Origin of the sequence: Burkholderia territorii (genome assembly GCF_902833055.1) — a bacterium.
GTDB lineage: Bacteria > Pseudomonadota > Gammaproteobacteria > Burkholderiales > Burkholderiaceae > Burkholderia > Burkholderia territorii.
This window is the reverse complement of record NZ_CADFEJ010000004.1, coordinates 378550-392424: the sequence shown is the minus strand read 5'-3', so window position 1 is coordinate 392424 and position 13875 is coordinate 378550. Positions and strand designations below refer to the sequence as shown.

Below are 13875 nucleotides of genomic sequence, written 5' to 3'. Positions count from 1 at the left end.
TCGATAATATCCGGATCACGTGGCGCGCCTTGGTAAAATTGCGGCCACAAGCGATGGTCGGCCTGGCGCCGCCCCCGATCCCCTTTTGCCGCCAAGGCACCCCGTCATGAAACAGGACAGCCGTTTCCCGAATCTCTTCATCACCGATCACCCGCTGATCCAGCACAAGCTGACCCACATGCGCGACAAGGACACGTCGACGCGCACGTTCCGCGAACTGCTGCGCGAGATCACGCTGCTGATGGGCTACGAGATCACCCGCAACCTGCCGATCACGACGAAGCGGGTCGAAACCCCGCTCGTGGCGGTCGACGCGCCGGTGATCGCGGGCAAGAAGCTCGCGATCGTGCCCGTGCTGCGCGCCGGCATCGGGATGTCGGACGGCCTGCTCGACCTGGTGCCGTCCGCGCGCGTCGGCCACATCGGCGTCTATCGCGCCGAGGATCACCGCCCGGTCGAATACCTGGTGCGCCTGCCCGATCTCGAGGATCGCATCTTCATCCTGTGCGATCCGATGGTCGCGACCGGTTATTCGGCCGTGCACGCGGTCGACGTGCTCAAGCGCCGCAACGTGCCGGCCGCGAACATCATGTTCGTCGCGCTGGTCGCGGCTCCCGAGGGCGTGCAGGTGTTCCAGGACGCGCACCCGGACGTGAAGCTGTTCGTCGCGTCGCTCGACTCGCACCTGAACGAGCATGCGTACATCGTGCCGGGCCTGGGCGACGCGGGCGACCGCCTGTTCGGCACCAAGAACTGACGCGTGCCGCGGCCGGGCCGCGCGGCCCGGCGCGCCGGGCGGCCCTCCCGGCCGTTCGGCCATGCACGGCGGCCCCGAAGCGACAGTCGCCGCGTGATAAAATCACGATCCACTCGACACGCGCGGCCCCGCGGCATCACGCCCGCCCAGACGGCCGCCGATTCAACGACACATTGGCACAATCGCCCGCGCAGCGCGCCCGGGCACGGAGAAAGGTATGGCTGGTCATTCGAAATGGGCCAACATCAAGCATAAGAAGGCAGCGGCCGACGCGAAGCGCGGCAAGATCTGGACCCGCCTGATCAAGGAAATCCAGGTCGCGGCCCGCCTCGGCGGCGGCGACGCCAGCTCGAACCCGCGTCTGCGTCTCGCCGTCGACAAGGCGGCCGACGCGAACATGCCGAAAGACAACGTCAAGCGCGCGATCGACCGCGGCGTCGGCGGCGCGGACGGCGCGAACTACGAAGAAATCCGCTACGAAGGCTACGGCATCGGCGGCGCGGCGATCATCGTCGACACGCTGACCGACAACCGCACCCGCACGGTCGCGGAAGTCCGTCACGCATTCTCGAAGTTCGGCGGCAACATGGGCACCGACGGTTCGGTCGCGTTCATGTTCGATCACGTCGGTCAGTTCCTGTTCGCGCCCGGCACGTCGGAAGACGCGCTGATGGAAGCGGCGCTCGAAGCCGGCGCGGACGACGTCAGCACGAACGACGACGGCTCGATCGAAGTGCTGTGCGACTGGCAGGCCTTCTCGGCCGTGAAGGACGCGCTCGAAGCGGCGGGCTTCAAGGCCGAGCTCGCCGAAGTGACGATGAAGCCGCAGAACGAAGTCGAATTCACCGGCGACGACGCGGCAAAGATGCAGAAGCTCCTGGACGCGCTCGAGAACCTCGACGACGTGCAGGAGGTGTATACGAACGCCGTCATCGTCGAGGAATGAGATGCCGGCCGCCGTGCGCATCGTCGCGGCGGCGGCCCGACCGATTTCGCGGCCGGCGCGCCTGAGCGCGCCGGCCGCCCTGTTTTCTAGTCTGCGGGGAATCCCATGAAACTACTCGTCGTCGGTTCCGGCGGCCGCGAACATGCGCTGGCGTGGAAGCTCGCGCAGTCGCCGCGTGTCCAGATGGTCTACGTCGCGCCCGGCAATGGCGGCACGGCGCAGGACGAGCGTCTGAAGAACGTCGACATCACGTCGCTCGACGCGCTCGCCGATTTCGCGGAAAGCGAAGGCGTCGCGTTCACGCTCGTCGGGCCGGAAGCGCCGCTCGCGGCCGGCATCGTCAACCTGTTCCGCGCACGCGGCCTGAAGATCTTCGGGCCGACCCGCGAAGCCGCGCAGCTCGAAAGCTCGAAGGATTTCGCGAAGGCGTTCATGAAGCGCCACGGCATCCCGACCGCCGACTACGAAACCTTCTCCGACGCCGCCGCCGCACACGCGTACATCGACGCGAAGGGCGCGCCGATCGTCGTGAAGGCCGACGGCCTCGCGGCCGGCAAGGGCGTCGTCGTCGCGATGTCGCTGGAAGAAGCGCATGCCGCGATCGACATGATGCTGTCGGGCAACAAGCTCGGCGATGCCGGCGCGCGCGTCGTGATCGAGGAATTCCTCGACGGCGAGGAAGCGAGCTTCATCGTGATGGTCGACGGCAAGCACGCGCTGGCGCTGGCTTCGAGCCAGGACCACAAGCGCCTGCTCGACGAGGACCGCGGCCCGAACACGGGCGGCATGGGCGCCTACTCGCCCGCGCCGATCGTCACGCCGCAGATGCACGCGCGCGTGATGCGCGAAATCATCATGCCGACGGTGCGCGGGATGGAGAAGGACGGCATCCGCTTCACGGGCTTCCTGTATGCGGGCCTGATGATCGACAAGGATGGCAATCCGCGCACGCTCGAGTTCAACTGCCGGATGGGCGACCCCGAGACGCAGCCGATCATGGCGCGCCTGAAGAGCGATTTCTCGAAGGTCGTCGAGCAGGCAATCGCGGGCACGCTCGACACGGTCGAGCTCGACTGGGACCGCCGCACCGCGCTCGGCGTCGTGCTGGCCGCGCACGGCTATCCGGACGCGCCGCGCAAGGGCGACCGCATCAACGGCATCCCGGCCGAAACCGAGCAGGCCGTCACGTTCCATGCGGGCACGACGCTCGCCGAAGGCGACAAGCTCGTCACGTCGGGCGGCCGCGTGCTGTGCGTGGTCGGTCTCGCCGATTCGGTGCGCGAAGCGCAGCAGCATGCGTACGACACGATCAACCAGATCAATTTCGAAGGCATGCAGTACCGCCGCGACATCGGCTTCCGCGCGCTGAACCGCAAGAGCGCGTGACGCCGTGACCGCCGCCTTGCCGTCGCAAGCGGCGGCCTCCTCTGCCGGGGTTCGATAGAATGCCCGGCAGATGCCTTTTTTACGGCCCCCGCTTCGCGCGGCGGCACCCAGTTCAGACATGACCGATTCGACCTACGACGTGGCCCGCGTGCGCACGTACCTCCAGGGCCTGCAGACACGCATCGCCGACGCGCTCGGCGCGCTCGACGGCACGCCGCTCGCGACCGACGCGTGGCAGCGCGGGCCGCAAGAGCGCCTGCGCGGCGGCGGCTGCACGCGGATTCTCGAAGGCGGCCGCGTGTTCGAGCGCGCGGGGATCGGCTTTTCCGACGTCGCGGGCGACGCGCTGCCGCCGTCGGCGAGCGCCGCGCGCCCGCAGCTGGCCGGCCGCGGCTTCGAGGCGCTCGGCGTGTCGCTCGTGCTGCACCCGCGCAACCCGTACTGCCCGACCGTGCACATGAACGTGCGGATGCTGATCGCGACGAAGCCGGGCGAGGCGCCGATCTTCTGGTTCGGCGGCGGCATGGATCTGACACCCGTTTATCCGTTCGAGGACGACGCGCGGCATTTCCACCAGACCTGCAAGGACGCGCTCGATCCGTTCGGTGCCGAGCTCTATCCGCGTTTCAAGACCTGGTGCGACGAGTATTTCTTCCTGAAGCACCGCAACGAGACGCGCGGCATCGGCGGGATCTTCTTCGACGATTTCTCCGAGCCCGGATTCGAACGCTCGTTCGAGATGATGCAAGGCGTCGGCGACGCGTTCCTGAACGCGTATTTGCCGATCGTCGAACGCCGCGTCGCGCTGCCGTACGGCGAGCGCGAACGCGACTTCCAGGCTTACCGGCGCGGCCGCTACGTGGAATTCAACCTCGTGTTCGACCGCGGCACGCTGTTCGGCCTGCAAAGCGGCGGCCGGACGGAGTCGATCCTGATGTCGATGCCGCCGGTCGCGAACTGGCGCTACAACTGGCAACCCGAGCCGGGCTCGCCCGAAGCGCGCCTGAGCGAGTTCCTCGTGCCGCGCGACTGGGTCTGAACCCGCCGCGTCCCGCTGCCCCAAGAACAGGACGTTTTTCTGGACACCACCGCCCGCCCCGCCCCGCAGCCGCACCCGCCGTTACGTCGCATCGGCCTGCTGGGCGGCACGTTCGATCCGATCCACGACGGCCACCTCGCGCTCGCGCGCCGGTTCGCCGACGTGCTCGGCCTGACCGAGCTCGCACTGCTGCCCGCCGGACAGCCGTACCAGAAGCGCGATGTGTCGGCCGCCGAGCATCGGCTCGCGATGACGCGCGCCGCTGCCGGTTCGCTGTCGCTGCCCGGCGTGACGGTCACCGTCGCCACCGACGAGATCGAGCACGCGGGGCCGACCTATACCGTCGAGACGCTTGCGCGCTGGCGCGAGCGGATCGGCCCCGAGGCGTCGCTGTCGCTGCTGATCGGCGCCGACCAGCTGGTGCGGCTCGACACGTGGCGCGACTGGCGCCGGCTGTTCGACTACGCGCACGTCTGCGCGGCGACGCGCCCGGGATTCGACCTCGGCGCGGCGTCGCCCGACGTCGCACGCGAAATCGCACGGCGTCAGGCCGGCGCCGACGTGCTGAAGGCGACGCCGGCCGGCCACTTGCTGATCGACACGACGCTGGCGTTCGATATCGCCGCAACCGACATCCGTGCGCACCTGCGCGAATGCATCGCGCGTCACGCGCAAATGCCCGATGCGTTGGCCGAGCATGTGCCGGCCGCCGTCTGGGCCTATATTCTTCAACATCGTCTCTACCATTCCTGATTCCATGGATATCCGCAAACTGCAGCGCGTGATCGTCGACGCTCTCGAAGACATCAAGGCGCAAGACATCAAGGTGTTCAACACCAGCCACCTGACCGAACTGTTCGACCGCGTGATCGTCGCGTCGGGCACGTCGAACCGGCAGACCAAGGCGCTCGCGTCGAGCGTGCGCGACAAGGTCAAGGAAGCCGGCGGCGACATCGTCAGCTCCGAAGGCGAAGACACGGGCGAATGGGTGCTGGTCGACTGCGGCGACGCAATCGTGCACATCCTGCAACCGGCCCTGCGCCAGTACTACAACCTCGAGGAAATCTGGGGCGACAAGCCCGTGCGGATGAAGCTCGGCGGCGGCAAGGGCGCGAACGGCGTCGCGACGGCCGGCGAAGACGAGGACGACGAGGAAGAAGCGCCCGCACGCGCTGCGCGCAAGACGGCGGCCCGCCGCCGCTGAGCCGCAGCGAGTCGTCCCGATGAAGCTTTTCATCCTCGCGGTCGGCCACAAGATGCCCGGCTGGATCGCGTCCGGCTTCGACGAATACACGAAGCGGATGCCGCCCGAGCTGCGCATCGAGCTGCGCGAGATCAAGCCCGAACTGCGTTCGGGCGGCCGCAGCGCGGAAAGCGTGATGGCGGCCGAGCGGCAGAAGATCGAGGCCGCGCTGCCGAAGGGCGCGCGCATCGTCGCGCTCGACGAGCGCGGCCGCGACTGGACCACCATGCAGCTCGCGCAGGCGCTGCCCGGCTGGCAGCAGGACGGCCGTGACGTCGCGTTCGTGATCGGCGGCGCCGACGGACTCGATCCGGAACTCAAGACGCGCGCCGACCTGCTGCTGCGCATCTCGAGCATGACGCTGCCGCACGGGATGGTGCGCGTGCTGCTCGCCGAACAGCTTTACCGGGCGTGGAGCATCACGCAGAATCACCCTTATCACCGCGCATGACGCGTCGTCCTCGGGACGCGCGCCGCGCGCGCTCAACGAGATAACGACACCATGCCGTCCAGCACGCCTGCCGCCCTTTTCCCGACCCTTTACCTCGCTTCGCAAAGCCCGCGCCGGCAAGAACTGCTGCAGCAGATCGGCGTGCGCTTCGAATTGCTGCTGCCGCGCCCCGACGAAGATGCCGAGGCGCTCGAAGCCGAATTGCCCGGCGAAGCCGCCGATGCGTATGTGCAACGCGTGACCGTCGCGAAGGCGGAGGCCGCGCGTGCGCGTCTCGTCGCGAGCGGCAAGCCGGCGGCGCCGGTGCTGGTTGCGGACACCACCGTGACGATCGACGGCGCGATCCTCGGCAAGCCGGCCGACGCCGGCGACGCGCTCGCGATGCTGACCCGCCTCGCGGGCCGCGAACACGAAGTGCTCACCGCCGTCGCGGTGATCGGCGCCGACGGCGAACTGCTGCCGCCCGCGCTGTCGCGCTCGTCGGTGCGCTTCGCGGCCGCGCCGCGCGAGGCGTTCGAACGTTACGTCGACACCCGCGAACCGTTCGGCAAGGCCGGCGCCTACGCGATCCAGGGGCGCGCGGCCGAATTCATCGAGCGAATCGAAGGCTCCCATTCGGGTATCATGGGTCTGCCCCTTTTTGAGACCGCGGCACTGCTGCGCGCCGCGCGCGTCGACTTCTGAATGCCACCATGAACGAAGAAATCCTGATCAACCTCACGCCGCAGGAAACGCGGGTCGCACTCGTGCAGCAAGGCGCGGTGCAGGAGCTTCATGTCGAGCGCACGCTGTCGCGCGGGCGTGTCGGCAACATCTACCTCGGCAAGGTCGTGCGCGTGCTGCCCGGCATGCAGTCGGCGTTCATCGACATCGGCCTCGAGCGCGCGGCATTCCTGCATGTCGCGGACATCTGGCATCCGCGCCTCGCGGGCGAGCCGCAGTCGGGCGCGCCGCATCAGCCGATCGAGAAGACCGTGTTCGAAGGCCAGACGCTGATGGTCCAGGTGATCAAGGATCCGATCGGCACGAAGGGAGCGCGACTGTCGACGCAGGTCAGCATCGCGGGCCGCACGCTCGTGTACCTGCCGCAGGAGCCGCACATCGGCATCTCGCAGAAGATCGAGAGCGAGGCCGAGCGCGAGGCCGTGCGCGCACGGCTGACCGCCGTGATTCCGCCGGACGAGAAAGGCGGCTACATCGTGCGCACGATCGCCGAGGACGCGACATCCGACGAACTGGCGGCCGACGTCACGTATCTGCGCAAGACGTGGGCGACGATCGTCGCCCAGGCGCAGCGGCTGCCCGCGACGAGCCTGCTGTACCAGGATCTCGATCTCGCGCAGCGCGTGCTGCGCGATTTCGCGAACGACGACACGACACGCATCCAGGTCGATTCGCGCGAAACCTACCAGCGCCTCGCGGAATTCGCGGGCGAGTTCACGCCGGCGGTGAGCCCGAAGCTGCACCACTACACCGGCGAGCGGCCGCTGTTCGACCTGTACAACATCGAGACGGAGATCCAGCGCGCGCTGTCGCGCCGTGTCGACCTGAAGTCGGGCGGCTATCTGATGATCGACCAGACCGAGGCGATGACGACGATCGACGTGAACACCGGCGGCTACGTCGGCGCGCGCAACTTCGACGACACGATCTTCAAGACCAATCTCGAGGCCGCACATACGATCGCGCGGCAACTGCGGCTGCGCAACCTCGGCGGGATCATCATCATCGACTTCATCGACATGGAGAACGCCGAGCATCGCGACGCGGTGCTGTCGGAGCTGAAGAAGGCGCTGTCGCGCGATCGCACGCGCGTGACGGTCAACGGCTTCTCGCAGCTCGGGCTCGTCGAGATGACGCGCAAGCGCACGCGCGAATCGCTCGCGCACGTGCTGTGCGAGCCTTGCCCCACTTGCCAGGGCAAGGGCCAGGTGAAGACGTCGCGCACCGTGTGCTACGACATCCTGCGCGAAATCCTGCGCGAGTCGCGCCAGTTCAACCCGCGCGAATTCCGCGTGATCGCGGCGCAACAGGTGATCGATCTGTTCCTCGACGAGGAGTCGCAGCATCTCGCGATGCTGATCGACTTCATCGGCAAGCCGGTATCGCTGCAGGTCGAGTCGAACCTGAGCCAGGAGCAGTACGATATCGTGCTGATGTGACGTTCCGTCTGCCCGCCGCACGCTCTGCCGCGCGGCGATCCAACGCGGCACCGGCCGCTCGCGCATGTCGCAGACGCGCGCGCTGCCGCTGTCTCTTTCCTCTTCTCGTTCATCCCACACCATGAGCAAACGCCACAACCGCCGCCAGCGCAAGAAACTGCACATCGCCGAGTTCCAGGAACTCGCGTTCAACGCGACCGCGCAATACCGCAACGAGCTGTCCGATCTCGAACGCGGCCAGTTGATCGATGCATTCATCGATTTCGTCGAAGCCAACGGGCTGTTGACCGTCGCGTCCGCCGACGAAGGAATCGGCGCTTACGTGATCTCCGGCGCGCCGCGCGGCACGACGACCGATGCCGACCGCGAGAACGTGCGCGCATGGCTGGCCGCGCGTCCGGAGCTGACCGACGTCCAGGTCAGCGAATTCAGCGACGCGTGGTATCCGGAAGCCTGACGTTCCGGTTGCTCCGCGCCTCATGCGGCGCCCGCTCCGTCGTCGACGGTCGGGCGCCGTGTTCTTTGGCGCCCTCGCCAACGCACTTTCGGCGCTCGATCCCCGCCATTTCCCCGCCATCGCGCGCCCAATCCTCCGCAGAAATCGGTCCTGAAAGGAAGACACGTTAAACTCTCACCTCGCGCGGTGCGCCGCCCGCACCCGCCATCCATCGCCAGCCGCGCGCCTGCGCGCGGCCCCGACCCATGGAGTGAGTATCAATGAGCGGCGGACCTCCGTTTCCCGCACCCCGCATGTCGTTCCCGTCCTCGACGGTCTTGCTGGCTCTCTCGGCCGCCGCGCTGCTGTCCGGCTGCGGGCTGCTGCCAACGCAGAATCCGCCCGCGCCGATCAGCGAGGCGCTCGTCGAACCCGTCGAGGAAACCGCCGGCGAACCGCTGACGATGCCGCCCGTGCCGCCGCTCGTCCAGCCGGAGGAACCGGAAGCGCCGAAGAAGCCGCACCGTGAAGTGACGAAGCCGAAGCCGGTGCAGCGCCCCGAATCGCCGACGCCGCCTCCGCCGCCCCCGCCGCCGCTCATCGCGACACGCCCGCTCGAGCGCTCGCAGATCCATGCGCTGCTCGACAGCGAAGTCGCGCGCCGCAACGGCAAGGTGATCGGCCGCGCGGTCGACATGGTCACCGACGCAAGCGGCAAACCGCGCGAGATGATCGTCAACCTGCAGGGCTTCATGGGTGTCGGCGACCGCAAGGTCGTCTTCCCGTGGAACGTGTTCCGCTTCACGCCGGGCGGCAAACAGGAGCCGATCGTGCTCGACGTCCCGTCGGGCGACCTGCCGCCGGCCGCCCGGCCCAAGGCCGTGCCGCTGTCGGGCTCGGCCGCGGCGTCGCCCGCGACGCGACTGACGCTGCTCGACAGCGACGTCGAACGCCCGAACGGCACGAAGATCGGCCGGGTCGTCGACGTGCTGATCGACCGCGGCGCGCAACCGCAGGCCGTCGTGCTCGACCTCGGCGGGCTCGTCAACACCGACCGCCGCTCGATCGCCGCGAGCTGGGGCGCGCTGCGCTTCGTCACGCGCGACAAGGCGCTGCGTCCGCAACTCGACCTGAACGACGCGCAGATCAAGGCGGCGCCGCCGTACGTGGCCGACAAGCCGATCGTCGTGGTTTCGCCGCCGGCTGTCGCCGCCGCGCCGGCTTCGCCTGCGAGTGCCGCCCGATGACGATCAAGCATTCCGTCAGCGTTCGCAGTCTCCGGGCCCTCGACTGGCTCAACTTTTTCGTTGCAAACGTTCAAACCGGTTTCGGTCCGTTCATCGCGTCCTACCTCGCATCGCACAAGTGGACGCAGGGCGAGATCGGCATGGTGCTGTCGATCGGCACGATCAGCGCGATGGTCAGCCAGGTGCCGGGCGGCGCCGCAGTCGATGCGCTGAAGAACAAGAAAGGCGCGGCCGCGTGGGCGATCGCGGCCATCATCCTGTCCGCGGTGCTGCTCGCGTCGAGCCCGACGATCGTGCCGGTGATCGCGGCCGAAGTGTTCCACGGCTTCGCGAGCTGCATGCTCGTGCCCGCGATGGCCGCGATCTCGTTCTCGCTGGTCGGCCGCGCCGATCTCGGCGACCGGCTCGGCCGCAACGCGCGCTGGGCATCGATCGGCAGCGCGATCGCGGCTGGCCTGATGGGACTCACCGGCGAGTATTTCTCCGCGCGCGCGGTGTTCTGGCTGACCGCGGTGCTGGCGTTGCCCGCGCTGTTCGCGCTCGCGATGATCCAGCCGACACACGAAGTGATCCCGCATGCGTCGAAACCCGACGCGCACGACGAAGGCGAGGAACGCGAGACGCTGCTCGAGCTGCTGCGCGATCGCCGGATGCTGATCTTCGCGGCATGCGTCGTGCTGTTCCACCTGTCGAACGCCGCGATGCTCAACCTCGCGGCCGGCGAAGTGACGGCCGGCATGGGCGAGAACGTGCAGCTCGTGATCGCCGCGTGCATCATCGTGCCGCAGGCGATCGTCGCGATGCTGTCGCCGTGGGTCGGCCGCTCCGCGCAGCGCTGGGGGCGCCGGCCGATCCTGCTGCTCGGCTTCTCGGCGCTGCCGGTGCGTGCGCTGCTGTTCGCCGGCGTGAGCAGCCCGTACCTGCTCGTGCCGGTGCAGATGCTCGACGGCATCAGCGCGGCGGTGTTCGGCGTGATGCTGCCGCTGATCGCGGCCGACGTCGCGGGCGGCAAGGGCCGCTACAACCTGTGCATCGGGTTGTTCGGTCTCGCGGCCGGCATCGGCGCGACGCTCAGCACGGCCGTGGCCGGCTTTGTCGCCGATCACTTCGGTAACGCGGTCAGCTTCTTCGGGCTCGCCGCCGCCGGCGCGCTCGCGGTGCTGCTGGTCTGGCTCGCGATGCCGGAAACGCGCGTCGAGAACGGCGATGCGACCGCCGGCGAGCCGGCCGCGACACCGTCGGAACAGGCACACTGACACACGCTCGCCCCCGCTTCCCGGCCGACACGATGGATACGATCAGGACACTCAACGAAGCCCGCCAGCAGATCCAGCAGTCGATCTTCGATCTGTTCAAGGGGCTGACCTTCGGCGAGCGGCTCACGCAAGGCGCGCTGATGGCGTTGCAAGCCGTCTGCGGCGCGTGCCTCGCGTACGCGATCGGCCGCGCGCTGCACACCGAGCAGGCCGTGTGGGCGGCGGTCACCGCCATCGCCGTCACGCAGCACAACTACTCGGACACGATGTCGCTGTCGCGCGACCAGTTCATCGGCGCGATGATCGGCGGGCTGGTCGGCTTCGCCGGTGCCGCGCTCGGCGGCGACCGCCTCTTCGCCTATGCGATCGCGGTCGCGGTCACGATCGTCAGTTGCTGGTGCCTGAACGTCGGCAGCGCGGCGCGGCTTGGCGGCGTGACCGCGACGATCGTGCTGCTGTTTCCGGGCAACGGCCCGCTATGGGACATTCCGCTGATGCGGCTCGGGCAAGTGGCGTTGGGCACGGTCTGCGCGCTGGCCGTGTGCTGGGCGATGTCGCGGATCGAGCGGCGTTGGTTCCGCCGCGCGGCGGACGAGCGGAAGGAGAAATGACGCGGCTGCCGGAACGCACGCCCCGGCAGCCGGATGAATCGACGATAGGCGGCAGGCGTTACGGACCGACCCGCAGCACGATGCCCGAGCCGATCTGCACGAGCAGGTAATCGCCGCCGACGCCAACCCAGTGATAGCCGCGCGGCGGCGGGCTCAGGCGGTAGCCGCGCCAGTCGTCGACCACGTACTGGCGATCGCGGAATTCGTCCGGGAGACGGTCGCCCTTGTGCCACTCGCGACGCGGCTGATCGGCCCAGCGCGGCGGCACGTCGTCCTCGCGATGCATCGCCTGGCCCGGCGGCATGTGCTTCGGGCCGTGGCCGTGCCGCATGCCCGGGCCGCCGTGGTCTCCGTGCTTGTCGTAGTTGTCGTGATCCTGCGCCATCGCGGCCGGCGCTGCAAAACCCGCAGCAACCAGCGCTGCCAGCATGATGCCGTGCATCTTCTTCATTGCCCTTCCCTCCGTGTCGTCACGTCGAACCGGAAACAACGAAACCGGACCTGCGCGAGCAAGACTAGCACACGGCGCGGGCGATCCGGCGTCACGCCGCCTGCTGCTGGTACTGGATCCGGTGAAGGTGCGCGTACAGCCCGCCATGGCGCAGCAGCTCGTCGTGGCTGCCCGTCTCGACGATCTTGCCGGCTTCGAGCACGAGGATCCGGTCCGCGCGCTCGATCGTCGACAGCCGGTGCGCGATCACGAGCGTCGTGCGCCCTTCCATCAACCGTTCGAGCGCGGCCTGCACGTGGCGTTCGGATTCCGAATCGAGCGCCGAGGTCGCCTCGTCGAGGATCAGGATCGGCGCGTCCTTGTAGATCGCGCGCGCGATCGCGAGCCGCTGCCGCTGGCCGCCCGACAGACGCATCCCGTTGCCGCCGACGAGCGTGTCGAGCCCGTCGGGCATCGCGGCAACCGCGTCGGCGAGGTTCGCGGCCTCGAGCGCCGCCTGCACGCGTGCGCGATCGGGCGTCTGCCCGTACGCGACGTTGGCGGCGATCGTGTCGTTGAACAGCACGACGTCCTGGCTGACCATCGCCATCTGGCCGCGCAGCGCGTGGATGTCGTAGTCGGCTACCGGTACGCCGTCGACCAGGATCGCGCCGCCCGTCGGATCGAAGAAGCGCGGCAGAAGGTTGACGAGCGTCGTCTTGCCGCTGCCCGACGGCCCCGCGAGCGCGATCATCTCGCCCGGCGCGACCTTGAACGAAATGCGGTCGAGCGTCGGCCGCTCGGAGGCACCGTAGTCGAACGACACGTCCCGGAATTCGATTTCGCCGCGGGCATGCGGCAGCGCGCGGCCGCCGCCTTGCGGCTCGGCCGGCTCGTCGATGAGCCCGAAGATCAGCTCGGCGGCCGTCATCCCGCGCTGCAGCGGCTGGTTGACGTCGATCAGGTGCTTGAGCGGCGAAATGACCAGCAGCATCGACGTGACGAACGCGACGAAACCGCCGACCGTCGTCTGGTCGTTGGACGACTGCACGACCGCGATCGTGATCACGACCGCGAGCGCGATCGACGCGAGGAACTGCGTCAGCGGCTGCGCGAGCCCGCCCGAGATCGTCATGCGCATCGCGTAGCCGCGCAGGCGCTTGCTCATCGTCGTGAAGCGATCCATCTCGTACGCTTCGCCGTTGTGCACCTTCACGACCTTGTAGCCGCCGACCGTCTCCTCGACGATGTACGACAGCTCGTTGGTGAGCGTCTGGTGCTCGCGGTTCAGGCGGCGCAGGCGGCGGTTGATCTTGCTGACGAGCCAGCCGATGCCCGGCAGGATCACCGCGACGATCAGCGTGAGCCGCCAGTTCAGGTAGAACAGGTAGCCGAGCAGGAACACCACGGTCAGCGAGTCGCGCACGAGCGTGACCATCACGCCGGTCAGCACCGACAGGATCTGGTTGACCTCGAACACGATCGCGTTGATCACGGTGCTCGCGGTTTCGCGCTGGAAGAACGATGCGCCCGTATGGATCATCCGCTGGAACATCTCGAGCCGCAGTTGCAGCAGGATGCGGTTCGACACGTAGTTGAGCAGGTAGTTGGACGTGTACTGCGACACGCCGCGCACCAGCGCGAGCCCGATCACCGCGATCGGCACGTACCATTTGGCGCGATCGCTGCCGTGCGAGCCGAAGCCGTGGTCGAGCAGCGGCTTGAGCAGTGCCGGGATCCCGGCTTCCGTGGCCGCGACGACACCCATCGTCATCACGGCGAGCAGCACGATGCCGATGAGCGGCCGGATGTACGGCCACAGGCGCTTGAGGACCGTGAGCGGCGACGTACCGGTGCCGTCCATCGGTTTGCGAAGAGTGTTCTGGGTTTCCAAGGCAATCCTTCTTGAGC

The 13875-nt window shown here is 68.2% G+C and carries 15 protein-coding genes; 13 read left to right on the top strand and 2 right to left on the bottom strand.

Features of this window, described 5'->3' with window-relative positions; translation table 11 throughout:
* Positions 1-106 precede the first annotated feature (106 nt).
* The 13 genes from upp to HW466_RS11605 all read left to right on the top strand — a co-directional run bounded on the left by upp (position 107) and on the right by HW466_RS11605 (position 11534).
* Positions 107-757, top strand: coding sequence for a uracil phosphoribosyltransferase (gene upp, locus HW466_RS11665; protein ID WP_006478229.1), 651 nt, complete (start codon positions 107-109; stop codon positions 755-757).
* Between the two features lie 217 nt (positions 758-974).
* Positions 975-1703, top strand: coding sequence for a YebC/PmpR family DNA-binding transcriptional regulator (locus HW466_RS11660; protein WP_059448698.1), 729 nt, complete (start codon positions 975-977; stop codon positions 1701-1703).
* A 105-nt stretch (positions 1704-1808) separates the two neighbouring features.
* The gene (purD, locus tag HW466_RS11655) at positions 1809-3089 is read left to right on the top strand and encodes a phosphoribosylamine--glycine ligase (protein ID WP_151006774.1); all 1281 of its coding nucleotides are present in this window, start codon (positions 1809-1811) and stop codon (positions 3087-3089) included.
* A gap of 118 nt (positions 3090-3207) precedes the next feature.
* Positions 3208-4128: an oxygen-dependent coproporphyrinogen oxidase gene (hemF, locus tag HW466_RS11650; protein WP_059502652.1), complete on the top strand. Its 921-nt coding sequence runs from the start codon at positions 3208-3210 to the stop codon at positions 4126-4128.
* Positions 4129-4143: 15 nt separating this feature from the next.
* The gene (locus tag HW466_RS11645; protein ID WP_147956467.1) at positions 4144-4881 is read left to right on the top strand and encodes a nicotinate-nucleotide adenylyltransferase; all 738 of its coding nucleotides are present in this window, start codon (positions 4144-4146) and stop codon (positions 4879-4881) included.
* Positions 4882-4885: 4 nt separating this feature from the next.
* Positions 4886-5332, top strand: a complete 447-nt coding sequence (gene rsfS, locus HW466_RS11640; RefSeq protein ID WP_059502656.1) for a ribosome silencing factor — start codon at positions 4886-4888, stop codon at positions 5330-5332.
* 19 nt (positions 5333-5351) lie between these two features.
* Positions 5352-5822, top strand: a complete 471-nt coding sequence (gene rlmH, locus HW466_RS11635) for a 23S rRNA (pseudouridine(1915)-N(3))-methyltransferase RlmH (RefSeq protein ID WP_151006047.1) — start codon at positions 5352-5354, stop codon at positions 5820-5822.
* A 51-nt stretch (positions 5823-5873) separates the two neighbouring features.
* Positions 5874-6506, top strand: coding sequence for a Maf family protein (locus HW466_RS11630; RefSeq protein ID WP_059448693.1), 633 nt, complete (start codon positions 5874-5876; stop codon positions 6504-6506).
* Between the two features lie 8 nt (positions 6507-6514).
* Positions 6515-7984, top strand: a complete 1470-nt coding sequence (gene rng, locus HW466_RS11625; RefSeq protein ID WP_059448692.1) for a ribonuclease G — start codon at positions 6515-6517, stop codon at positions 7982-7984.
* 121 nt (positions 7985-8105) lie between these two features.
* On the top strand, positions 8106-8441 hold the full coding sequence (locus HW466_RS11620; RefSeq protein WP_059791557.1) for a YggL 50S ribosome-binding family protein: 336 nt from the start codon (positions 8106-8108) through the stop codon (positions 8439-8441).
* Between the two features lie 260 nt (positions 8442-8701).
* Positions 8702-9667 (top strand): PRC-barrel domain containing protein, encoded by a 966-nt coding sequence (locus tag HW466_RS11615; protein ID WP_059547028.1) that lies wholly within the window; start codon positions 8702-8704, stop codon positions 9665-9667.
* Positions 9664-10923 (top strand): MFS transporter, encoded by a 1260-nt coding sequence (locus tag HW466_RS11610; RefSeq protein ID WP_059448688.1) that lies wholly within the window; start codon positions 9664-9666, stop codon positions 10921-10923. Before HW466_RS11615 ends, HW466_RS11610 begins: the two co-directional genes overlap by 4 nt.
* Before the next feature lie 32 nt (positions 10924-10955).
* Positions 10956-11534 carry an FUSC family protein gene (locus HW466_RS11605; protein WP_059448687.1) on the top strand — a complete coding sequence of 193 codons (579 nt, stop codon included), beginning with the start codon at positions 10956-10958 and terminating at the stop codon, positions 11532-11534.
* A gap of 58 nt (positions 11535-11592) precedes the next feature.
* On the opposite strand, the gene HW466_RS11600 is transcribed toward HW466_RS11605, so the two are convergent.
* Positions 11593-11985, bottom strand: coding sequence for an RcnB family protein (locus HW466_RS11600; protein WP_059502665.1), 393 nt, complete (start codon positions 11983-11985; stop codon positions 11593-11595).
* A gap of 91 nt (positions 11986-12076) precedes the next feature.
* A complete protein-coding gene (msbA, locus tag HW466_RS11595) occupies positions 12077-13828 on the bottom strand; it encodes a lipid A export permease/ATP-binding protein MsbA (RefSeq protein WP_059448685.1) in 1752 nt (583 codons plus the stop codon).
* Positions 13829-13875: the final 47 nt, after the last annotated feature.